General features: G+C 36.9%; 20 protein-coding genes and 1 pseudogene. 19 read left to right on the top strand and 2 right to left on the bottom strand.

Annotated features, from left to right (window positions below):
• The first annotated feature begins 606 nt into the window (after positions 1–606).
• The gene (locus RMB03_RS02825; protein WP_311073711.1) at positions 607–1446 is read left to right on the top strand and encodes a hypothetical protein; all 840 of its coding nucleotides are present in this window, start codon (positions 607–609) and stop codon (positions 1444–1446) included.
• Between the two features lie 152 nt (positions 1447–1598).
• Here RMB03_RS02825 and RMB03_RS02820 read toward each other — a convergent pair whose 3' ends face one another.
• Positions 1599–1985: a hypothetical protein gene (locus RMB03_RS02820; protein ID WP_311073708.1), complete on the bottom strand. Its 387-nt coding sequence runs from the start codon at positions 1983–1985 to the stop codon at positions 1599–1601.
• An 889-nt stretch (positions 1986–2874) separates the two neighbouring features.
• Between RMB03_RS02820 and RMB03_RS02815 the strand changes: the two genes are divergently transcribed.
• From RMB03_RS02815 to RMB03_RS02745, 15 genes and pseudogenes are all read left to right on the top strand, one after another.
• Positions 2875–3138 (top strand): hypothetical protein, encoded by a 264-nt coding sequence (locus RMB03_RS02815; RefSeq protein WP_311073717.1) that lies wholly within the window; start codon positions 2875–2877, stop codon positions 3136–3138.
• Positions 3139–3240: 102 nt separating this feature from the next.
• The gene (locus tag RMB03_RS02810) at positions 3241–3387 is read left to right on the top strand and encodes a hypothetical protein (protein ID WP_311073706.1); all 147 of its coding nucleotides are present in this window, start codon (positions 3241–3243) and stop codon (positions 3385–3387) included.
• Positions 3388–3457: 70 nt separating this feature from the next.
• Positions 3458–4480 carry a DnaJ family molecular chaperone gene (locus RMB03_RS02805; RefSeq protein ID WP_409070630.1) on the top strand — a complete coding sequence of 341 codons (1023 nt, stop codon included), beginning with the start codon at positions 3458–3460 and terminating at the stop codon, positions 4478–4480.
• 115 nt (positions 4481–4595) lie between these two features.
• Positions 4596–5708, top strand: a complete 1113-nt coding sequence (locus RMB03_RS02800) for a hypothetical protein (protein WP_311073702.1) — start codon at positions 4596–4598, stop codon at positions 5706–5708.
• Positions 5709–5803: 95 nt separating this feature from the next.
• Positions 5804–6097 carry a hypothetical protein gene (locus RMB03_RS02795; RefSeq protein ID WP_311073700.1) on the top strand — a complete coding sequence of 98 codons (294 nt, stop codon included), beginning with the start codon at positions 5804–5806 and terminating at the stop codon, positions 6095–6097.
• Positions 6098–6164: 67 nt separating this feature from the next.
• The gene (locus tag RMB03_RS02790) at positions 6165–7214 is read left to right on the top strand and encodes a DUF932 domain-containing protein (protein ID WP_311073698.1); all 1050 of its coding nucleotides are present in this window, start codon (positions 6165–6167) and stop codon (positions 7212–7214) included.
• A 152-nt stretch (positions 7215–7366) separates the two neighbouring features.
• Positions 7367–7762: pseudogene (locus RMB03_RS02785) on the top strand (YqaJ viral recombinase family protein); the annotation flags it as partial.
• Positions 7763–8340: 578 nt separating this feature from the next.
• Positions 8341–10044: a ShlB/FhaC/HecB family hemolysin secretion/activation protein gene (locus RMB03_RS02780; RefSeq protein WP_311073697.1), complete on the top strand. Its 1704-nt coding sequence runs from the start codon at positions 8341–8343 to the stop codon at positions 10042–10044.
• Positions 10045–10075: 31 nt separating this feature from the next.
• On the top strand, positions 10076–16153 hold the full coding sequence (locus RMB03_RS02775) for a DUF637 domain-containing protein (RefSeq protein ID WP_311073695.1): 6078 nt from the start codon (positions 10076–10078) through the stop codon (positions 16151–16153).
• A gap of 23 nt (positions 16154–16176) precedes the next feature.
• Positions 16177–16572 (top strand): hypothetical protein, encoded by a 396-nt coding sequence (locus tag RMB03_RS02770; RefSeq protein ID WP_311073693.1) that lies wholly within the window; start codon positions 16177–16179, stop codon positions 16570–16572.
• A 154-nt stretch (positions 16573–16726) separates the two neighbouring features.
• Positions 16727–17308, top strand: coding sequence for an imm11 family protein (locus RMB03_RS02765; RefSeq protein WP_311073691.1), 582 nt, complete (start codon positions 16727–16729; stop codon positions 17306–17308).
• 100 nt (positions 17309–17408) lie between these two features.
• A complete protein-coding gene (locus tag RMB03_RS02760) occupies positions 17409–17693 on the top strand; it encodes a hypothetical protein (RefSeq protein WP_311073690.1) in 285 nt (94 codons plus the stop codon).
• Positions 17694–18092: 399 nt separating this feature from the next.
• Positions 18093–18365: a hypothetical protein gene (locus RMB03_RS02755; protein WP_311073688.1), complete on the top strand. Its 273-nt coding sequence runs from the start codon at positions 18093–18095 to the stop codon at positions 18363–18365.
• Between the two features lie 22 nt (positions 18366–18387).
• Positions 18388–18792: a hypothetical protein gene (locus tag RMB03_RS02750; RefSeq protein ID WP_311073686.1), complete on the top strand. Its 405-nt coding sequence runs from the start codon at positions 18388–18390 to the stop codon at positions 18790–18792.
• A 257-nt stretch (positions 18793–19049) separates the two neighbouring features.
• On the top strand, positions 19050–19490 hold the full coding sequence (locus tag RMB03_RS02745; RefSeq protein WP_311073684.1) for an outer membrane beta-barrel protein: 441 nt from the start codon (positions 19050–19052) through the stop codon (positions 19488–19490).
• Positions 19491–20141: 651 nt separating this feature from the next.
• On the opposite strand, the gene RMB03_RS02740 is transcribed toward RMB03_RS02745, so the two are convergent.
• On the bottom strand, positions 20142–21047 hold the full coding sequence (locus RMB03_RS02740; protein WP_311073682.1) for a LysR family transcriptional regulator: 906 nt from the start codon (positions 21045–21047) through the stop codon (positions 20142–20144).
• Positions 21048–21296: 249 nt separating this feature from the next.
• Between RMB03_RS02740 and RMB03_RS02735 the strand changes: the two genes are divergently transcribed.
• From RMB03_RS02735 to RMB03_RS02725, 3 genes are read left to right on the top strand one after another with little or no spacing between them, the layout of a single operon-like run.
• Positions 21297–22595, top strand: a complete 1299-nt coding sequence (locus tag RMB03_RS02735; RefSeq protein ID WP_311073681.1) for a citrate:proton symporter — start codon at positions 21297–21299, stop codon at positions 22593–22595.
• Between the two features lie 12 nt (positions 22596–22607).
• Positions 22608–23960: an acyclic terpene utilization AtuA family protein gene (locus RMB03_RS02730; protein WP_311073679.1), complete on the top strand. Its 1353-nt coding sequence runs from the start codon at positions 22608–22610 to the stop codon at positions 23958–23960.
• Between the two features lie 5 nt (positions 23961–23965).
• Positions 23966–24286, top strand: a complete 321-nt coding sequence (locus RMB03_RS02725) for a hypothetical protein (protein ID WP_311073677.1) — start codon at positions 23966–23968, stop codon at positions 24284–24286.
• Positions 24287–24379: the final 93 nt, after the last annotated feature.

The raw sequence follows: 24379 nt of genomic DNA, 5'->3' as shown, positions 1-24379 counted from the left end.
TCCAACTCATATCTATATCTAATAAATATATTCATATATAAATATAATAATTAAATTAATAACCCAAACATCCAAGCCGAAACAAATCAAAAATCCATAAGGATATCCATTAAGTTTTCATTCATTTGTTGTGGTGAGCACTTAAATAGTTAGTCTCCTTTTAGTAGAAGTGGCTCATATAAAAAAATACGTATTTGGTGATCGGGGGCTAACAGGTCCAAGTATCAATTTGCCACTGCAGATCATCTTGTTGACTGAACAGAAAGATGTCAGAACATGAACAAGATTAGTAGATGGAAATCCAAAATTCACGGACTGAAGCCAAATCTAAAATAATATAGCTAGCGTCATTTATTACTTATTGATTTATATGTATTAATTGCTTGAAAAAAATTTACCTTTACAATTGAGGTGATTAGTGATTTCATCTGACTCAAGTAGATAAATTTGAGTTTATTGATCTCCTTGAGCTGACTTGAAGAGTGGATGATACTAAAATTGATCATTGTTTGTTAAAGGTGGATAATCCTATCTTAAGGTATTGAAATATCATTGAAAGATATTAACTTTAGTGATGTGGGTACTAACTTTGGAAGAGGTGACTAAGTGGCTGTAGTGATTCCAAGCATAGAGGAACTGAATGAATTGGAGCAGCATCTTTATGCCCAAGCATATTATTGTTTTGGTGTAGGGGCTAATAAAGAAATTTATACTGAGATTGAAAAGCAATCCATTCTAAGAAAACTGAGAGATAGGATACAGGCAAAAGAAGGTGCTGCATGTACGAGTAGTATTTTACTGGCCGAACTCATAAAGACATTCGAAAAACTAAAAGAGAGTGTAGAGCAAGCATCAGAGTTGAAAGAAAAAAAAGAAATTTTAAGTATGGTATTTAACCAGTATGATGATGCTTTCGACGATCTATATGGGTTACCAGAAGCTTTTATTCGTCGTGTAAGTGGGTTGAGGGGGGTAAAAAAGCGTAATCGTAAATTTTTAGATCGAAAATATGAAGTTTTTTATGGCATTTTAAGGCAGTATGTTGAGCAACATGGGAAATTTGATAATGCGGCACAAGCAGCTAAAAGTGTAATTCTAGAAGTTAAAGCAGCATTTCAACAATTTGATCGTGAGTATGCCTTAGAAAAAGTGGCTGAAATAGATGAGAAAATCAGAGATGAAAAGCAAAACTTAGAAAAACCAAAGTCTAAAGAATTTCCGATTAAACCTGTCTCGATTGAAAAAAGGATAAAGAAGTTAGAAAAACAAAAGTCCGACTGGTTGACTGCCATGAAGCAAAAAACTTTGTATAAATATTTCCCAACGATATTTATACTGAACTCTGAGAACTATCCTGAGGAGATACTTGCAAGACATCTTAAAGTTAAAGCTAATAAAACTATTTATGATCAAATTATTGAAAAGCCTCAGACAGAGAGTGTTTGATTTTAAACATTATTCAAAATGACAAACATAATCTACAACTTTATGGGTAAGGGGCTTGAACTGGCTATGTTCGGTGCAAGAGTTGATTTCTAAAAAAACATGCTTTAAAAAGTGAGAAGCTACGGCAGAGCCTCAACTTTATGAGTTGAAAATTAGACATCGATTGAGATTCTTTTTATAAAGCGCTGAACATAACTCTCACTTGGAAATACTAAAAAATGGGCAGATGTATTTACTTGGTTTTTTAGATAAGTTGGTAATGGATACTTGATCATTTCGAAAGCTTTAAAGAAGCTTCCGATTGATGACAAAGCTAAGTTGTGTTCGGTATGAAACTCTGACCATATTGTTAAGTCACTTGAGTCAAAGCCATGATCCCAAATCAAGTGAATTCTTCTTTTTGAACCTGGTTCTATTGTTCTTTCTACTTCTAAAATGATATCGATACGTTCAGAATGAGTCAGGTCTTTTGCTCTAAAAGTGAGAAAAATATAGCTTTCTGAAGCATTGGATAAAACAAATAGAAGGTCGTTATTCATTACTAAGGTTGAAATATTAAGTTAAGTTTAATGTGAGAGTTAATTTTATTGGTTAATTTGATTTAGTTAAAGTTAAATTTTGATAATTCAATCGAAACAAATTAAGAACAACTGCATAGTTAGGCCAAAGCTAGTTATTTTATTGCGTAGTCTGGTCTGGTGTTGAAGAGTCAGATCACTAACACGTTGATAAAAAAAGCCTGACTTATGGGTGGTCAGGCTTTCATTAAGTTTGTTTACAGGCTAGTAACCGCAAAGGATTTAATAAAAAATTAGTGAAATGTAAAGAGTTTCTATAAATTAGTTCTATGTCAGAAAATCAAGCTAAGAATACTCATTAGGATGAATAAGAGTGCAAGTATGTAGATTTAATGAGTCATTAGTTTTAAGGTCTAATCTAATAAAAAACAATAACAATCACTTTACGACTTAGTCGATAGATCATTGACACCTTAAATATTGCAGATTATCCTTTGCTTGCTGGCCTACATTGCCAGTCGGCTTTGACAGGCCGAATAGTAAAGTGCATTGAAAAACTTGTTTTTCGATGTAGGTACACCCGTCCCTCTTTTTGTTGCGGTAGGACGGAAGGGGGACGCCTTGTGCGTGCTGATCCTTTACTATCAGTCTGTCAACCCACTTTCGTTCTGCCACCATAATTCTCTAATGTTTTGGCAGAACTCCCCAAATAAAGGAGTTGGCTATGCATATTCTTTTTATACCCCCTGATTAGTTTTTAATCGGGCTTGATGAACTTCTGGTTCTTCAAGCTTTAGGTCTTTTCGTCTAAAAATTTAACTTAAAAAATGTCATGTGAGATACATCGTGGCAGGGCTTCGTGTTGCCAAAAAAAAGCCTGAGCTCCATGACGACATCACTGGATAAAATGATGAAAAATAAAATTTTGATGGGTCTGGTTGGTATCAGTGTGTGGATGATTACTGGTTGTTCTTCCGATTTTGAAAAGGGTATGAAACAAAGTTGTAGGAATACAGGAGGGAGTCGCAGTTTCTGTTCCTGTTTCTACGACAAGATGGAAAAACATTATGGCGAAGAGAAGCTGGAGGTGATTGGCATGATGCAAGTCAGGATGCCAGAAGACTTCGAAGAGGTGTCCTTTAAGTCTGGTCAGCAATGTGCACATAAACTTTAGAACAGCACATCTTCACATTCAATCTTAGTTTGCTTTTTGATTTCACCTGCTGCCATAGGGCAGCGGGTTGGACAGGCTGACCTAAAAAATGAGGAATTTACAATGAAACATCCCTTGATTGGCCTTTATTTCACAATTGTCATTGGTTATTGGCTGTATTTGATTTGGCAGTATCCCATTTATTCTGGTGGATATGCCTTGGGGCGGGCGCTTGTTTGGCCTGCTGATTTTCTACGTTGGATGTTTTAGTACCTAAATTGGGGAGGTTGCCATGACCATCATATCGAGAGAATCACTCCAGAAAAGCCGTTGGATGTTGATGCTAAGAGCAAGTGATAATATTTATTTTGCACCTGCTATTCCTTATAAAAAATTGCAAGGGGCCATGAGTTATCTCCCTCAAGGGATTCACCCAGATGAAATCCTCATGCTGATTGACGATACGGTATTTGGCAGTGCCAAAGCTGGACTTTGTGTGACGGCGACAGGACTCTTTTATAAAGAAAGCTTTGGAGATGAAGTGACTTACCTCTTTAAAAATATTCATCACGTCGAGGCAGAGATTGGGGTCATTAATCATGGCATCGTACTGAATCGGATGGAAACCTTAACCTTTACCCAACTGGATAAGGGGATCGTACGGACATTGGCTGAATTTTTAAATGAAGTCTGTCAATCCCAAGCTTCTCAATTAGGGCAGCAGATTCCAAATGCGAAACCTTTCATTCATCTCTATACCTATTTCATGTTGGGATATCGGGGAGAATGGCATGATAAAGCTCGTGAAGTCATGGCAACCATATTTGATCGGGATATTTTTAAGGCAACAGATAAACAATATCTTATCCATTTTATGCAATCGAATCAGCGTCAAGATCTCTATGAAATTGTTGATGAATTAAAAAGTATAAGTTTGGAGCTTCCGTTACAGATCAGAATGATGTGTCTGGATGATGCTATGGGGATTATTGTTTTACGTCACTTTCCAGATACAAATTGGGTTCTTGAGTTTGCTCCAGTTTGCCAAGCTTTAAATGTCTCTGAACAGATGGCTGAGTCGTTAATTAATAAATATGAACAATACTTTTCTTACACGGTAAATACCAAACAAAGCAAACCAAAGTTAACAGTTGAACAGCAACATGCATGTGAAATTTTAGATATTCAGCCTGAATCACTGACTGAGCAAAGCTTGCAATCTGCTTACCGAAAAAAGATGGCTGAGTTCCATCCGGATAAATACCAGAATTTACCTGAATCCGTTCGTCAGCTCATTGAAAGCCAAGCCCAGCAACTCAATCAGGCGAGGGCCATATTAAAGCGTTATCTGGACAATAACTGAAAATAAAGAAATTTTACTTACATATTACCCCTGTGAAGAGGGTACAGATCCTGATGGAAATCTCCTCATCAGCCTTGCCTATCACGAGAATAAATTCAAATTCAGAGGACTTAGCATGATGAAAAAACAATTACTTTGCTGCTGTATTGCCAGTATTTTATTTTTAGGTGGCTGCTCAAAAAAAGAGGAACTGCAAACGGCCCAGGATGAATATAGTGATGCCTCTGGTTCAGTTGAGACTGAAACCGAAACAGGAGTACTTTCACGAGTGATTCTTTCAAAAACCGCTGTTCAACCGTTGCCTTTGATTGATGGTGATATTATGGGTAACTTCCCAGAGGATGATTACCGATATGCGAGCCCAGCTAGATTCCCACTTAATCTTGTTGAAAGACAGAGTGATCAAGATATTCGTTCATTTGACCAAATCGCTGCAATATTAAAACGTAACTTGAAATTAGGTGACGATCAGATTTTAGTAATGGGGCGTGAAAGCGGACCGATGGAAGGGATGGATCAGGTTCTGTTTGATTTAACCAATGATCAGCTTTATCAGTTTGCTAATAATCTGGCGATCAACTATGTCCGCATGTTAAAAACACCGATTATTAAACCAAAAGGTGAGTTTGAAACCACGGAACAGTACCATTTACGTGTAGAGCAGACGAAAACAGAGTTGGAGGCTGATCAGGTTGATTATGATATCCATCTATTACAAAACGCATTAAATAAAGCCATGCGTCGACTTTATATCAATCAGGGATCTGTAAACCCAGATTATGAATATGATGCCGATAAAGGTATTCTGACCTTGAAGTTTGAAGAGAATGCATCGTCTCGAAAAGTGGAAACCTTATTAACTCTCCCTATGGCAGCAGCGGATGCACAGGAACTGGTAAAAGGTTCAGCAGGTTCAGGTTGGGCGCGAGCCTATATCATGGACTTTAAACAAAATCGCTTAAAAGTGTCAGGGGTACTGTTCTTTAAGTTTCGTTCCCAGATTACCCAACAGTACCGGGTAGGTGGTGAATCACTTCTCTATACCCAAGTGTATAAACCACTTAAGTTAGAACAAAAATCGAGTGATTCATGGCTAGAGCCGAATGTCGATTTTGCAACGCTACCATTACAGGATGTATTGAACTCACCAGCGAACCAGTTTGAATTTGGTATAAAGCATTATCTTTCAGCCGAGACTTATACCAAACAATGGGAAGCAAAACGTTAACAGGCTGAATAGCGCTATTTAAAACTTACCTATAACCGAGGACTTGCCAATCAGGCAGGTCCTTTTTTTATGCCTTTTATTTAAGGGAGAAGTACATGCACCAGTGTCCTTACTGTCACTCACTACACATCACATTACTCTGCAAGACTGAACCTACGTCAGGTGTGTTCGCAAAGCTTTCATCGTTCTCACCGATGTCTTTGGCAGCAGCCTGTATGCAATTGTCAAAGCGAAGTCCTGTTCATCCTTTGGTGGGTGGCTTTGCGGGCTTGGTTATTGGAGGGATGTTTCTACTCTACGTCCAGCACCAAGACAACATGGTGACGCTGTTTTACCAGTGTGAGCAATGCTTACAGCATTTTGAAATCCAGCAATCAGGCTTCGCGTAATTTTCATCGTTTACACCTTTCAAATTATTTAAAACACTTAATTTATATCACTTAAAGGAAAACAATCATGGCGCATCAATTAGAAACTATGGCTTTTGTTGGTCAAACCCCATGGCATGGCTTAGGCAATCAACTCACCCAAAACCAACCTATAGAAGTCTGGGCTGAGCAGGCAGGAATGGATTGGAAAATCGAATCATCCAATGTCAGTTATATGGCAAAGAATGAACGGGGACAGAGCATTATCATGCCGTATGAAGAACAGCGAGTGCTTTATCGTTCAGATACTCATGCACCGTTGTCGGTGGTGAGTCAGCGTTATCAGGAAGTCCAACCGATGGAGATTCTAGAGTTTTATCGAGACTTAACGGAGCAATCAGGCTTTGAGCTGGAAACGGCGGGTGTACTCAAAGGTGGTCGTAAGTTTTGGGCATTGGCAAGAACAGGCCAATTGGCAGCGTTAAAAGGCAAGGATGTCAGTCATGGCTACATTTTATTAGCCACGGCATGTGATGGGACACTCGCCACTACGGCACAATTTACCTCAATTCGCGTAGTGTGTAATAACACTCTGGCGATTGCCTTACGTGGGCAGAATAGCAGTGCTGGTGTGGTGAAAGTTCCACATAGCACCAAATTTGATGCTGAGAAAATTAAACAGCAATTGGGTATTTCAGTGCGTGCATGGGATGAACACATGTATGAAATGAAACAACTCAGCCAACGTAAAGTGACCCAGCAGGAAGCAGCCGCCTACTTTGATGCTGTGTTTAATAATACGAACCTGAGCATTGCTGAACAAGATGAAAGTATCATTCAGTTCTACCGTAATGTGGCAAGACCTCAACCACCCCATTCATCCAAAGCTGACAATAAAACTGAACCGAATGGTCGGGCTATGTCTAAGGTGATGACCATGTTTAACGGACATGGCCGTGGGGCCGAGTTAAGTTCAGCCAAAGATACGGCTTATGGGTTGCTTTGTAGTATTACGGAGTTTTGTGATCATGAGCGCAGAGCTATAAGTCAAGATCATCGGATGGATTCAGCATGGTTCGGGGCTGGAGCCAATATCAAACAACGCGGGTTAGAACAGGCATTAAGAATGGTGTCTTAATCATACAATCAATGATTTATTTAATTTAAGTTTGTCGATTTAGCCTAAGTCTATTAATTACGTTGCGTTTTAAAATTAATTCAAGTCTACCTTTAGCCATATTTCTCTCAATGTGGCTTTTTTTATGCCTTTAAAAATATAGGAGTATCCTTATGAGACAAATCATGACGAGTCAACAGCAACCCTTTATAGGTCCACCTGTTGAACCAAAAACTTATTCATGTCATAGCAGACGAAGTAACAAAGCCAAACGATTGGTTGAAACCAAACAGATGAGCCGTGAACAATGGCTACAAATCCGAAAACAGGGAATTGGTAGTAGTGATGCAGCAACAGCCTGTGGGTTAAATCCTCACATGTCGATGCTTGAACTGTGGATGATTAAAATAGGTCGAATGCAGCAAGGTGTTGAAGATGAGAGTGCAGGCTATGCTCCTTTATACTGGGGGAAAAGGTTGGAACCGCTAGTCGCTGAATATTACAGCATGCATACCAACCATAAAGTGCGTCGAGTCAATGCTGTGTTACAACATCCTGACGAGGACAAAGCATTGTTTTATTCTACTATTTATATTTATAGAGAAGTTCTCGGTTTTTCAATAATATTGTTGTTTATCAACTATGATGTTTATACGAAAAGCAATGTTGGTATATTTTTTGATGCGCTTTTTGCAATACTACATTTTATGTTTATTTTTTTTGTTTTTAGGAAAGTTTACGATATTAAAATAAATTATCTAAATTTAATTTGGAAATAGAAGGCGAAATAGGAAATGAAAAAAAATACTAGGTTTTGTCATTATCTTTTTTCTTTTATTGTTGGGAGCTTTTCTTGTCTTTTATTTTAGTGGTATTCATTAGGCCTTAGTTTTATATTTGTAGCTTTTTTTGTTTTATTTCTCAATTCCTAAGAAATTTGAGTTTATATCTCCTATCCAAGACAGTCTTTTCTTGTATATCTATAATCTTGATTTAAAGATTGGATTTCTTTTATATTTTTACCTTGAAACTTTGTTTTGTTTATTTTGTAGCCAAGTTTGAATTGGTTTATTGAGAATAAAGGTTGAGATATTTAATGTAATATTATAACATTTCATTGGTTCGCGGTTATATAACTTCATTATTAATGTATAAGAGATATTTATTCATCCCTTTGGTATTTTCATCGGGGGGTACTTATGCTGAAGATCAGGTGAGTCAACAACAGGCCAGAGATTATCTTTCGCAGAAACAGCAGATTGACCAGTTAACGCAATCCGTTGCGCCTTTTATCCAGCTACAACAGACGAAAGTTGATTCAAGCTATCCTTGGCTACAAAAGGAACCGATTTGTTTTGAGATATCTTCTTTAAAGGTTGATGTTCCAACTAAGTATCCGAGTATAAAAACAGCTGATTTTAATCGCATCTTTAAAGAACTAAAGTATTCAGACAATAAAGTTCTAGGCCGATGCATTGGTGAAAAAGGACTGGCTGGTGTTGTTAATTATATCAATGAGCGACTGGTTCAACTGGGTTATGTGTCTACTCAAGTCATCGTACCCGAGCAGGATCTTGCGACAGGACATTTACGTTTAACTTTGATCCCTGGATTGATTGGGGAAATCCGACTTAAAAATAGTAAAGATCAACCCTTAAATTATCGTTTGCCCATGCAAGCAGGCGATATCCTCAATATCCGTAAACTCGAACAAATCCTAGAAACCTTTGCCCGTTTACAAGGCATGCAGACCAGTTTCGATATTCTACCAAGCCAAAAAAGTGGTGAAGATGCGGGTTATAGCGATGTTGAAATTGTATGGGAGATTCAGGAAAGGAACTTTATCACTGCTGGACTCAATGATGCGGGCAGTAAAAGCTCTGGAAAATACCAAGGCTATGTCAGTTATGCTTTAGAAAACCCATTGAATGCTGCGGATAGCTTATTTGTTTACTATACCCAGTCAATCAATGACTGGAATACCGACCATACCGATTTTAATAATTATTTTATTTCCTACGAAGTTCCCTACAAGAATTGGTTACTTAATCTCAATGCCAGTCAATATACCAATATTCAGGAACTAGAAGGTTTTGATAAATGGCTCGATTATAAAACCATTAACAAAGATTTTAACCTTCAAGCACAGCGCGAACTCAGTCGTAGTAAATCCTACCGTCTCTCTGGCTATGTCCAACTCTATCGAAAATCAGTCTCCAGCTTTATTGATGATCTTGAAGTCAATCCTCAACGTAAACGCCTTTCAGGCTGGGAGTTGGGGAGTAAATATCAATACAGGTTTGGTCAACAAAACATCAATGTTCAATTCAGTTACCGCAAAGGTGCTGACATTTTTGGAAAAAATGAGGCGGCCGAAGATATTACCGGAGAGGGTGATTCTAGAGCTGGGATCTGGAATGCAGCTTTTCAATATGCAGTGCCCTGGCAGACCGCTAAAAATAACTTTATGTATCAGTTGAACTGGCAAGGCCAGTGGAGTCCGCAGAAAGTGGTCAGTCAGGAGACCTTTAATATTGGTGGCCGCTACAGCATTCGGGGTTATCGACCTGAGCAAAGCATCGTTGGCAGTAATGGACATTATTTACAACAAACCATGCATTGGCTCAATCCCATTCCTAATTTCTCACTTTACGCAGGGCTGGATCAAGGACTTGTGACTGGGGATGGCACTCAATATTACTCTGACCGTTATCTGTTAGGCAGCGTGGTGGGTGTAAGAACCCAATTCAAACATATTAATGGCGAGTTTTTCGTGGGCCGGGGACTGGTTGCACCAGAACATATCCAGAAAGACCTAATCACTGGATTTAATCTCTCATTTAATTACTAAGCAAATCCATGAATAGAAATAAGGTCACAATATGAATAAGCAATTTTATCGAACAAAATTTAATGCCAAACTTGGGACTTATGTTGCAGTATCCGAACTGGCAAAATCCCATCAGGGGGATACCTCTCCACATATTAAAGCGTCAATCAATACAGAGGTGACAGACTCAAGTATTGCGGCAACAGGACAAAGAACATTAAAACAATTGGTGTTGGCTCTTTCTAGCTTGATGGCGATTAGTCCGATTTATGCCAATGTTGTCGTCAATAATGGTGCTGCTGTAGCGCATAAAGCGACTGTACTTAAGGAAGGTAAGGTAGCCAACGTTTGGATTACGGCCCCTTCAGCATTAGGTGTATCACGTAATAGTTATACCCAGTTTGATGTAAATCAGAATGGTGTAATCCTGAACAACTCTCGCGGCGCAGCAACCAGTCAGATTACCAAAACATCCATTGCGGCGAATCCTAATTTGGCAAAAGGAGCAGCGACCACGATTGTAAATGAAGTCGTTTCAACCAACCCAAGTTTATTACAGGGTAATCTTGAAGTATTGGGATCAAGAGCGAATGTGGTGATTGCCAACCCAACCGGTATTACAGTGAATGGTGGTGGGTTTATCAATGCCAATCAGGTAACGCTATCAACAGGGATGTTGGGTTATAACAGTGATGGTTCGATCAAACAACATACCGTAAAACAAGGTGCAATCACGATTAATCCTGGTGCAAATAACCGAGGATTAGGAGGTAATGCCAATAATCCCGTTGCATTAGAACTGTTAGGCCGCTCTATTGCGATCAATGCACCAGTCAATGCCACGACAATTACTGCTGTTACAGGGGCAAACACAATTACTGCTGACACAGGTGAATTTGCTGCAACGACAGGAACAGGGATGAAACCTACAGTTGCGATTGATGTCGCACAGTTGGGAGGGCTTTATGCAAATAGTATTTATCTCTATGCCAATGAAGCGGGGATTGGGGTCAATAATGCAGGCATTATTAAAGCCAAAAATAATTTAGTCCTTAACAGCAATGGTAAAATTACCAATACCACAACAGGATTAATTCAAACCACAGATGCAAGCAATGGGTTAATGTCCGTTCAGACCAATCGAACGGATGGACATGGAGACATAATCAATCAGGGTAAAATCCAAAGTTCTAATGCCGTATTTGTTGATGCTGGACGTCATTTATATTTGCAGCAAGATAGTTACACAGGTGTAACCAATATAACTTCAAAGAACATTGTGTCTTTAAATACCAAAGGTTCGGTTGTTGGAACTGGCGCTGTGATTAAGCAGTTTGGCGATGGGCAAAATGTTTACATCAATGCAGATGGTGATATTAGTCTAACGGGTAAACAAGTAAGTGGGGCTCAAAACAATATTGGCAGTAATGGTGGCGTTTATCTTAGCGCAGGTCAAAAGATTAAAGTAACCGATGCTTCGATTAGTGCTCGCAATGATCTTGGTCTCAGTTCAAATAAACAATTAGACCTGAAAGATTCAAATCTATATAGTACCAATAATGGGATTTATCTCAATAGTGTTGGAACGGATATAGCCAATGCTGCAATCAATGTTACCAATGCAGTGCTTGATGCTAAAACAAAATTAGCCATTCAATCTTCAGGTTTATTAAATCTTACAGCTTTAAGTTTGCCAATTGTATCGGGACAAACCAGTACTCGTGTACAAGATGTTGTGTTCACTGCACAACAGAATCTAAATTTTAATCAAAACAAACAAATGCTACAGCCGATTAAAGGCAAGTTAAGTATTGCCGCAGGAGGAGATATCTCTTTGGCAACAGGGCTTACTGCCGCCAATGTTGAAGTGAAGGGTTTTGGAGGCATTGATATTGAAGGGAGCAATGTTAAAACTAAAAATATTACGCTATCCACGGCTGGAAACTTAAATATCGTTGCGAAAAAAGATGTTAACTTACAAGATAATACCCGTCTATGGTCATCATTAGGCAATATTAATGTCTCTGCTTTGGGTGGGAATTTGACCACAACCAGTCTGACTGCATTGGCCAATAAAGGCAAAGTTTCATTACTGGCAGATAAAGATGTACGTTTAAATATCGCTAAAATTAATAGTGCTGTAGAGGGAACCACTGCACTAGATCAGACCAATCAGAAATCAAAAATCACAGCAGGGCAAGATATTAATATTGGCTCAACTAACCAAGGGGCACTTTATCTCTATGCTGGAGATATCCAGTCCACGGCTGGAAATATTAATTTGATTGCTGATAAAAATATTAACTTATATCGTGCTGGAGATGTGAAACAAGTTAAGAACGCGGATGGGACTTTTATTCCAAAGACAACGTATTTATGGTCGAACTTAAAAGCAAAAGATATTTCAGTAAAGTCAGCGATTGGTAATGTCGAACTTCAATGGCTGAATGCCAATGCCAGCAATGATCTTGTGGTTGATGCAAAAGGTTTCAATCGCATTTATGGTGGTGAATTAAAAAGTGGTCGTAATATTGAGCTACATGGTGGAGACAATGTCAGACTCTGGGCGGTGAATAGTAATTCAGGTGCACATACTGCGGTTAGTTCAGACAAGAATACTTACTTAAATAGTGATATTGATGCCAAAGGTCAAACCAGTTGGGCAGCGGCTAGCACGGTCAATATGACAGCTGGTGGCTTACTTTCCTTAAAGAGTAAAGGTTTACAAGCACATCAACGTACCAATTTAAAGGGTGGTGTAGTTAATATTGAAGCGGGCACAAGTTTGGATTGGAAGGATAAATACACACTGACTGCAGTGGATAGTGCGATATTAAAGAACAATGCCGATCTAGCGCAATTCAATGGTGATATTGGTATTCAGACTGGAACTGGGAATCTTACCATTACGCCAACCAATATTACCCTAAATGCGTATGGCGATATTGATCTTCATGCTAAAGGTGGTGATTTAACGTTAGTAGGTACTGGTGGCACTACAGGAAATGGTTCAGAGCAAGTTGTAAAGCTGAATACAACCACCGGTGGTATTAGCTTGGCAGGCCAGAATGTAACATTACAAGGATCTGAACTTAAAGCGAGTAAAGATATTAACCTCGTTGCTACTACTGGTGATGTGATTGTGGATGGCGTGAAAAATACGATTCAAGATTCTACAAAGATTGCATCATTTGAAAGGCTGAAAGCAGCTCAGTTGGAAAAAGAAGTTTTATTACGTCAACATGAGCAAATGCGACAGGATAAGGATTACTTATTCCTCATAGACTCGTACGCTAAAAATAGGGGTATTGGTTTAAAGCATGAAGGAGAAGTTGATGTAAAAAAAATGTATGCGATAAAGGACGCATTAGAAGAGAAATACTTCGTAAAAATTTTTATTGACTATAGTCCTGCAAATGGGTATCGCGGTTCAGTATATTTTATTCATGCCTATGAAAAATATACGCCACGGATTGCATCTGCTGATCAGTTGATTAATTTCTATAGTAAAAATGTTAATGGTTATGAACATCAAGGCACAAACCTAATCTCAGGAAATGGGAATATTAATCTGATTGCAGCAAAAGGCGTAAGTATTAGCGGTTCAGAAGTAGATGCTCAGAATGGGACTGTTCGTATTGAGGGAGCGGGTACTTTAGCTGGAGCTGCACATAAAATCCAAGGGCAATATACAAGTGACAAACCGAGTAGCGTAAAACAAGGTCCGATAAAAGGCAGCATCATTATTGATGGACTGCAAGACTCTTATGAAATTGGTCGAGTAGAGCATGAGAACTACAACTGGCGTAGTCCTGTGAACATAACGACAATTAATGGCAATAAAGGAGTAAAGATCAAAGCTACAGGTAGGTCAGAAACTGATAATTTAATTTTACAAGGCACTGAAATCACCAGTCAGAATGGTAATGTCGATATTGAAGCTTATAAAAATATTATTTTTGATGTGGCGATAGAGAATGGTTATGACAAGAGTAAAAAAACTGAAACGAAAAGAAAATGGTACGGTAAGAAGAAAACCACGACAACCGTAAAAACAGCTGAAAAAAGTGGAGGAGTGTCAGTTGATATAGAAGCGAAAAATATCAATATCAAAAGTCAGGAAAAAAATACAGATAAAATGATGGGTCAGAATCGTACCAGTATTGATATGTATTCGAGTCATTTAACGGCAAATGGTGGAAAAATAAGTATTCAGGCTGGAGGGGACCTCAACTTTTTGACTGCAAAGAATGAAACCTTAAATACAACTGATATTAGTAAAAAGAGCTCATTTATTGGGATTAAACTGAATAATTCCAAGACCACGAATACGCGTAATATTAAATCAGAGCTTCCTGCTGTGCTGAATGCGGACTATATCGGCACAAAATCAGGATTTGATACTCGTCTGAAAGGGACTGTATTTAATTATTTGGAAGGTGCCAATATTCAAGCAGGTGGCACGATTAGCTTAGAAAAAGCATCGGAAATTGTTACAAATACTTCTACGAAAAAGAGCAATAGTGTTGTTTGGCAGTCGATGCAAGACAAAGGCTCTATTACAGAAACAGCAAAATTACCAAGTTTTAATGGACCAATTGAGCCAACGTTTATTGCTAAAGGTGGATTGACAGTACAAGTACCAGTTGTTTCTGGCAAAAATAATGATGTACGAGCAGAAGTAATTAAGCTGTCTAATCAGCCTGGTAATGAATATTTAAAGACTCTTATTGCTCGAAAAGATGTGAATTGGGAAGCTGTAAAACTCGCACAAGAGAATTGGGATTATAAGTCACAAGGATTAACTGGTGCTGGTGCAGCAATCATTGTCATTATTGTAACAGTATTGACATCAGGGGCTGGTACAGCAGCGGCTAGTTCAGTTGCATCAGCTACAGGGAGTGCGGCACTTGGAGCAAGTGCTCAGGCTGCGGTTGCGACATTAGCTTCACAAGCAAGTGTAAGCTTAATCAATAATGGTGGAGATGTTGGTAAGACTTTAAAAGATTTAGGTAGTAAGGAGTCCGTTCGTAATCTTGCGGTAAGTATGGTTACGGCAGGATTATTAAAAGAAGTGGGTACAGCTTTAAAACTTAAACCCGATAGTACTTACTTCCCTGATCGTTTAATGAATAATTTTACCAATGCTGTTGGCTCTACTTTAGTACAGACGGCAATTAATGGTGGAAATTTACAGGATAACCTCGAAAAAGCTTTACTGGCAGGATTATCTGGAGCCTTACAAGGGGAGTTAGCACTGGGTATTGGGGATTTCTTAGATTTTTCAAATCCTGATATTTGGGAATATACAATTCATAAAATTGCTCATGCTGCTGCTGGTTGTGCGGCTGCAGCTGCAACAAAAGCGAGTTGTGAGGCTGGTGCAATTGGCGCTGGTGTAGGTGAAATAGTAGCTGGATTAATGCCTGATCCAGTAAATGGTGATGAATATACAGTTGAAGAAAAATTACGAAATCGTAATGCTGGTAAGATAGCTGCAGGTGTTCTATCCGGCTATGCTGGTTATGATGTAAATACAGCTGCAAATGCGGCAGATATAGCAATTGAAAATAATAATAATACTAGAGGAGGACCGAAAAGATCATTATTCACGTATTTAGCTAAAAAAGCTGTTAATCACATTGCACCTGAAAAAAGTGCAGATCCTAAAGTTGTTGCTAATTTTTGGTTAAGAAGAACCGATAAAAATGCTTTAAAACAAATTGATATTGATCATATAGCACAAGGCCATATCACAACTAACAAAAATGGAGTTACAGCAGTAGGTTTTCATCATGAGCCGAGTGGAGGAGTAACATCAAGAGTTACTCAGGTTGTTAGTAAACCAGACTCAAATGGTGTTTGGGAAGGAGTAATTGAAGTTTATGATGCAAATTCAAAAAAATGGATACCTAAAGCTGGAAATAATGGGAAATCAACTTTCTTACCATCAGGATGGACAAAAGAACAAATGGAATTTGAGTTAACATCTGTTTTTAAAGCAGGAGAGGCGAAAGGTTTTGTTAAAGCTAAAAAAATCTTTGAAGCTATATCACCATCAGGCGTTAAAATTAAGTTTGTTCCACCTACTAAAAATGTACCCCAATGGCGTGCTTGGCCTGTTAAGTAAATTTTAATTTTTGGAGTTATGAAATGAAAGTAATATTTTTTTTAAATACAAGCCAAGAAGATGAAAGTATGGAAATTTTTAGTTTTCCAGATGTAATTATAGAAGATGAAAGAGTTGAAAGTGAGCATTTTACCGAAGCAGAATATTTTCTGATGTCTTTAGACTCCGTAAATGCAGCCTCAGAAATGCTAGAAATCATTAATTTTTACAATGAACAAAGCATGCTTTCTTTAACTGAAATCAAGGCTAGTGAAAATGTTAAAGCAATTATTTATGAACAATTTATCGCGTTTAAACGAATAACATCATCTAAATTTGATAATGAGATTTCTTTAGATATATTTTTAAATATATTGTTGAAATGGAAGGATTATTTATTAATTGGTGATAAGGCGGAAGTCGTATTTGAAATTAATTAGGTGTTATGGGAAAGAGTTAAGATTAGCTGTAAGTGGTAAAACAGACAAATACTAAAGAGATGCTGTAGTTGCAGCATTGGGAAGAATAAAATCAGAAGCTTTAGTTTCAGGTTCACAAGTTAATAAATGGTTAACTAAGCAATAGGAGATATTAATGAATTACTATGAAGTCAAAGCGGATTTTTATGAGTTTCCTAATCAATATTTTATAACAGAGATAGATGGCTTCGACAACCCGAGAGCTCAGTTAGATTGGGATGAGTTTCTGGTTGAATTTCTCTTAAATAAACAGAAAAAATATATTGCGACAATAGAAAGCGGTAAAGAGGAAGTTGATTTTACTACGACATTCTATGGGTTTTGTGTTGTTAGTGAAAAATTTGCAAATATATTGGCAGTAGAGAAAATTAGTGATTGTTTAATTGTTCCATTAGTTTTTAATAAAGAGTTATCACAGAAGTTTTATTTATTGGTGGATTCGTTAAGGTATGACTGTGTTGATGAGATTAACTCTGACTTTCAGAAATTTCTTGAGAACGATCCTGTAAGACCTGATCTAGCGGGAAGATATAGAGCCTTTTTTAAATTAATCATTGATGCTTATAAAACAGATAATGCTGACTTTTTTAGATTGGGAAATGAAGATGCAACTGTGATTGTGAGTCAGAAAATAAAAGATATTTATGATAAAAATCATTTGACTGGAGCAAGTTTTACTAAAGTAACGATCGACTAATTTATGTTTAGTTTGATATAAACGGGAGTAGTTCAAATCTGAACTGGCAGTTCTCCGGTTATATCAAAAGCTAATTCTTCATTTGGATGTTTTCTTTGGGTTGGCAGAAGCTGATATCTTAATTAACGAAGGAAAATTAACACAAAAGAGTATAATTGAGTCAACAAGGATTGATCTGGCAGATGGCGTGCTGAGAAATCCGAAGGTAGTTGAAGTTTTGATGAAGGATGGGTCTGATATTACGGATTGGAAGAAGTTCACAACAAAATCTGTAAGTACTCAAAATGGTCAATATCTACAGATACATTTTTATAAAAATATTAAAACGGATAAGATTGATTACGAAATACAAGATTACAAAGTGAAAGGAGTTGTGCGACCATGATTTTAAAATGTATTGATCCTTTTATTGATGAATTTAAATTAGATCATTTTTATATATGTCTAGCGGTAAGCTTTAGTGAAAATAATAAAACTACTGAAGAGACAGTAAGGCGAGATCCTGATGGAATACCAATAGGATCTTAGAAGGTTTGAGTTAGTCACACAAGAAATGCCATTTAATTGCACCTGAAAAAAGTGTAGATCCTAAAGTTGTAGCTAATTATTGGTTAAGAAGAACCGATCAAAGTGCTTTAAAACAAATTGATATTGATCATATCGCACAAGGACATATTACAACAAATAAAAATGGAGTTACGGCAGTAGGTTTTCATCATGAGCCAAGTGGGGGAGTAACATCAAGAGTTACTCAGGTTGTTAGTAAACCCGATTCAAATGGTGTTTGGGTGGGGGTGTTGAAGTCTATGATGCAAATTCAAAAAAATGGATATCTAAAGCTGGAAATGATGAAAAATCAACATTTTTTCCTTCAGGATGGACAAAAGAGCAAATGCAGTTTGAGTTGATTACTGTTTATCAACAAGGGGTTAAATCTGGTAAAGTGGGCACTTTAAATGCTTTTGAAGCTATTTCACCATCAGGGGTGATAAAATTTGTCCCACCGCCAAAAGGCCATACAACTATAACGCAATGGCGTGCTTGGCCTGTTAAATAAATTATGTAAAAGGTGTAGATAGATGAAAGTACAATTCAGCTTTAACTGGACACAAGAAGATGAAGGTGGAGAAATTATTCATTTCCCTGTGGCTGTAATTTATGCTGAGGATAGCAATGGTGAAAAAAAATATTGGTCTGATGCTACTCATTTCGTAAGCTCTTTTAATACGACTGAGTCTGTGTATAGACTTTTAAAGATTATTAACCTATTTCAACTTGAAAATATGATGCGAAAAGTTGAGATCTCACACTGGAATGATTTTGAAAAGGCAATTATTAAAGAATCACATATTGTATTTAAAGAAAGATTTGGTGATTCTTATCTAGATCAACTTGATTTGAGTTTATTTGAAAAAATACTTTATAAGTGGATTGAGTATTTGCAAAGTGTTGATAAAGATACAGTCGTATTTGAAGTTAATTAGGTGTTATGGAGTAGTTCCTTATTGCAACAATTCCCCCTTATCGGAAGAACTAATAATGTTGTTTTTAATTTCAGCATTGTGGGCAAACTTTTTATTGAGGGAGAGCATATAAAATAGGGAGGCAATGGAGCCTGTAAATTATTTTGTGTAAGTTCCATTTTTATAAATGATCTTTTAATCGATCATCGAACTGAATCGTAAACCAATTCATCGCTAAACGCCAATTGTGAATTGGCATTGTCCATTTCTTTGCGGCGTTGCTTATTATACTTATTTTAAATAACGACGTTGATGTTTATTTTTTAGGCATTAACAGTGGTGTTCAATTTAATCAATATTTTGGTGCTGAAGTATTCTGGAATAAGTCAGTAAACGATATTAAATTTGACGAAGATTTTGAGGATTTTGGTGTAAAAACCGATGCCGATGTTCAATATTATGGTGTTGGTCTTACTGGTAAATATCCTTTAGAAAATAATTTTTATGCAAAAGGTATGCTTGGATATATACGTGTTGATGTTGATGCAGAATTTCAAGGATACAGAGCATCAGAAAGTGAAGATGATGCTGGTGTGATTATTCAAGCTGGTGGAGGCTACAACTTCACTAAGAATATTACAGGAGAGTTATCATACACATATGTTAGTGCCTTTGATGGTTTTAATGGTATGAATCTTCAAGTGAAATATAATTTCTAAAATATACTTGAGGAAGATTAATAATTTCTTCTTCCTCAGGTTACAATCAAAAGTATGGTTATTGAATTGACTACTGTTAATAGAGCTGGGTTATTATGAGTTCGAAAACAGGATCGCTACAGAACGGTAATCGAACTCTAATTAGCTTAAAAATACGAACTGCTGTTTTGAAATAGGTTGAAATAAAGAAATTACAATGTGGTAAAAATAGTAGTAAAAAATTAAAAGTTAAATATTTTATTGTTATTTGTTAGTGGTTTATTTCTTTAATTTGACTGTCACCGCTTCCGCCAAAATTCTAAATAAGCCCTTGTTTTTACAAGGGCTTATTTTTTGTCTGTTGTTTTACCCCTCATACTACCCCACATTAAAACTTGGATTGGAATAGTCAAAATAAGAATAATTTAGATGACTTTGGATAGTAGGTAAATTGAGTTTAATTTGATCTTCTAGAAAACAAACTATTATTTAAGGTTATAGCTGAGTGACTTCTGGGCCGTTCCGAGCGAGGGTGGCGAAATTCTGAATAGATTTAAGTAACTTTCATAGATAGCCTAAGTTTAAAGTGTTTTTTGACTAAATAATTTTTATTTAAATGTGAGACTAGGATGAAATTAGGGATAAGAAAGAGCTAAATTAGGATTACTTAATTTAGCCTATATCTTTAAATGTATTAAGAACAATCTTGATAAATTTTTCAGTAATAATAGATTGATGTGTAGACTTTAGTTTAATCAAGTTAATGGTTCGACTAAATGGGAAATCAATAATTTTTTGTTTAATTACTTTATTCTCATATAGTGATATTGGGGTAGATTCGGGTAAAACAGCGATGCCAATATGGGAACTAATGAGCCCTATTGCTGTAGTTAAATATCTGACTTCGCATGCGACATCAATATTTTCAATTGATAAATCAATATTTTCAAGAGCACGATTAAATGTCTTATACACGCTACTTCCGGGCATGGTAACAATTTGAGGGAACGAAATGACATCCCTAAAATAGATTTGTTCTTTGAATTGTAGATCATGCCCCTCTGGGGAAAAAACTAATAGTTCATCATCAAATAAACGATAAAAAGCTAAGTGAGGATCAACAGTCTCAATAGTACCAATACCAATATCAGCTACAGCAGATTTGACAGCCCCATGAATTTCATTTGCATTTAAATCATGTACTACAATTTTGACTAGAGGGTATTCTTTTTTAAATTCTTGAATCCAACATGGTAGTAATGAACTGGCAATCGTTGGTAAAACGGCAATATTAATTGTTCCTAATACATGTTCGGAAATATTTTGACTAAGTTCCAATGCGTGCTCATATTCTAATAATACTGATTTCAGAGGAATGATCATTTGTTGTCCCTCTGGGGTAATTTTGACGCTATGACGAGTTCTATCAAATAACTTTAAATGAAGTTCATCTTCTAGTTGCTGAATCTGTAGAGTAAGCGTTGAAGGTGATATGCATAATTTATTAGCAGCTCGTGCAAAATTTTTGAGTTCAGCGACAGTGAGAAATGCTCTGATGTGCCTTAATCCTTGTTTCATTACTACATTCCATTGTTCAGAAATTTTAAATTAATAGGCTTTCTAAAGCTCAAAGATACATTATTTATTTTTTAAAGTTAAATTTTCTTCAATTTAACACTCATATCTCAGAAAAAACATAATATCCAAGATACTTTTTTATTTTATATTCAGAAAAATCGAATACTAAATTTGAATAATATTGATTCAGTGAAAGTATAAAAACACATAGGATAAAAGTGAAAATAGGAGCTAATAAAAGGGAATATTATGTTAGCAGGATTAGGATTAATCACGATTATTCTATTATTTGTCAGTATCTTGACAAAAAAGTTATCACCATTAATTGCATTAATTACCATTCCAATCATAGCTTCACTGCTTGGTGGCTTTGGATTAGAAACCAGTAAATTTATTATTTCAGGAATTAAAAATATTGCCCCAATGGCAGGGATGTTTGTCTTTGCTATTTTATTTTTTGGCATCATGACTGATGCGGGAATGCTTGACCCAATTATTAACCGTATATTGAAAACCGTTGGTTTAAAGCCAGCGAGAATTACTGTGGGAACTGCGCTTCTCGCTTTAATTATTCATTTGGATGGTTCAGGGGCGGTGGCATTTCTTATTACGATTCCTGCAATGCTGCCGTTGTATGATAAGTTGGGAATGGATCGACGGGTTTTAGCCTGTGTAGCATCTTTGGCTTGTGGGGTTAATTTTTTACCTTGGACTGGGCCAGTCATTCGTGCTTCTGCTTCTTTAAATATTCCGGTTACAGAAATTTTTACACCTTTAATCTGGGTCCAGATAATAGGTTTGATCTTTACATTTACTGTAGCTTATCTATTAGGAAAAAAAGAAGAAAAACGCCTTGGATTAAAAAATCTTTCCGGTGATTCTGATTTCTTAACATATGACATTGATGAACAAAGTCAGGCTTTACGTCGCCCACATCGTTTTTGGCCAAATGTTCTCATTACAATTTTTGTTTTAGGTGTAATGATCAGCGGCAAAATTGATCCAGTCGTAATGTTTATGATTGGTGTAGTTGCTGCTTTGCTTATTAATTACCCTGATATCAATGAGCAGCGACAACGTATTGATGCACATGCAAAGGCTGCTTTAAGCATGGTAAGCATTTTATTGGCAGCCGGCGTGTTTACAGGTGTGATGACAGGAACGGGCATGTTGAAAGAAATGTCACAACATGCAGTAAATTTTATTCCACCAAGTGCTGGGCAGCATATTCCATTTGCCTTAGGCATTGTGGCAATGCCACTGTCTTTATTATTTGATCCGGACTCTTTTTATTTTGGGGTGTTGCCAGTTATTGCACATACAGCAAGTGCATTTGGTATTGAACCCGTACAGGTTGCACAGGCTGCAATTTTGGGTCAAATGACTACAGGATTTCCAGTGAGCCCATTAACACCCGCAACATTTCTGATTGTTGGGTTATGTAAATTAGATTTAGCTGATCATCAAAAATATACGATTCCATATTTATTTGCAGCTTCTGTAATTATGACAATTGCTGCGGCTGTATTTGGCGTATTTCCATTCTAAAGGCGTAATATTATGAATATTTTAAATAAAATTCGTATAGGTAGTGGTGCGGGTTATGCGGGGGATCGAGTTGAACCAGCTATTGAATTAGCCGAAAAAGGTAACCTTGATTATTTGGTATTTGAATGTTTGGCTGAAAGAACAATTGCTTTGGCTAATCAAGCTAAACTTAAAAATCCGAATGATGGTTATGATGTTCTATTGGAAAAACGTTTCCGTGGTGTATTGCCATTTATTCAGGATAAAGAAGGTAAAACCAGATTTAAGATCATCAGTAATATGGGAGCAGCAAACCCTGTCGCTGCAATCCAAAAAATTCGGGAAATATTAACAGAACTTAAGATTGCTGATATCAAGGTTGCAGCTGTAATAGGTGATGATGTATTGACTGAGCTTACTGATCAATCTCTGATTCTTGATAATGGTCTAAGTGCTGGGCAATTGTCTTCACAGATAGTTTCTGCAAATGTTTATTTAGGAGTTGATGGAATTTTAGAAGCACTTGCACAAGATGCAGATATTATTATTACAGGGCGAGTAGCCGATCCCTCCTTATTTCTTGCACCTTTAATCCATGAGTTTCATTGGTCAAATACTGATTGGGATAAATTGGGGAAAGGCACATTAATCGGTCATTTACTTGAATGTGCAGGGCAAGTCACAGGTGGTTATTTTGCAGATCCTGGAGTTAAGGATGTGCCAAACCTAGACCGTTTAGGTTTTCCGATTGCTGAAGTTGATCGTCAAGGACAAGCTGTAATCACTAAAGTTGAAGGTTCTGGTGGTTTAGTCAGTGAAGCCACCTGTAAAGAGCAACTGTTATATGAAATTCATCAACCTAATGCTTATAAAACTCCTGATGTAACAGCTGATTTTTCTAATGTCTATTTTGAACAAATTGGACCAGATCAGGTTGCTGTTTATGGAGGGACGGGCTATGAGAAACCTCAAAACCTTAAAGTGACGGTTGGTTTTTCTGATGGTTTTATTGGCGAGGGACAAATCTCTTATGGTGGGCCAAATGCTAAAGCACGAACAAAACTTGCTAGAGATATCGTTCTTAGCCGTTTAAAACAAACAGATGTTAAGTTCGATGAAATTCGAGCGGATATGATAGGTGTAGATTCTTTGTTTGGTGACTATTCTCTTCAAGAAGCACAGAATCCTTGGGACGTACGATTACGCGTAGCCGCACGTTGTCAGCAAAAACATGATGCAGTTGCGGTAGCTAACGAAGTTGAATCTTTATATACCAATGGACCTTATGGTGGTGGTGGTGCAGTAAAAAGTGTAAAAGAGGTACTGGCTGTTGCATCAACATTTTTATCTCGTGATCGAGTTCAAGTTCAAGTCATTATGGGATGAAAAATATGAAATTATATGAAGTTGCACACAGCCGTACTGGAGATAAAGGCGACAGTTCCAATATTTCAGTTATTGCATTTGATGTGCAGGATTATGATGATTTATGTGCAATTTTAACTACGGACCTTATTGCTAGACAATTACAACCAGCCTTACAACACTTTTTGGTAGATGAATTCAGTATTGAGCGATATGAACTTCCTAGAATTGGAGCTTTAAATTTCGTAATTCGCGGAATTTTAAAAGGAGGTGTTACTCGATCATTATCATTGGATGCCCATGGTAAGTCTTTATGTTCTGCCATTTTAAATATAGATTTAAAATGAGAGTCAAATATATAGAATAGTCCTAAGGACTATAGTTTAATCTTATGGTATTTGTAGAGTTGGATCTCAAAAGTATTCTCCACAAATTCTAAT

The sequence above is a fragment of the Acinetobacter sp. V91_7 genome, from assembly GCF_031799075.1.
Classification (GTDB): Bacteria; Pseudomonadota; Gammaproteobacteria; order Pseudomonadales; family Moraxellaceae; genus Acinetobacter; species Acinetobacter calcoaceticus.
This window is presented reverse-complemented; position numbering and strand designations above follow the sequence as displayed.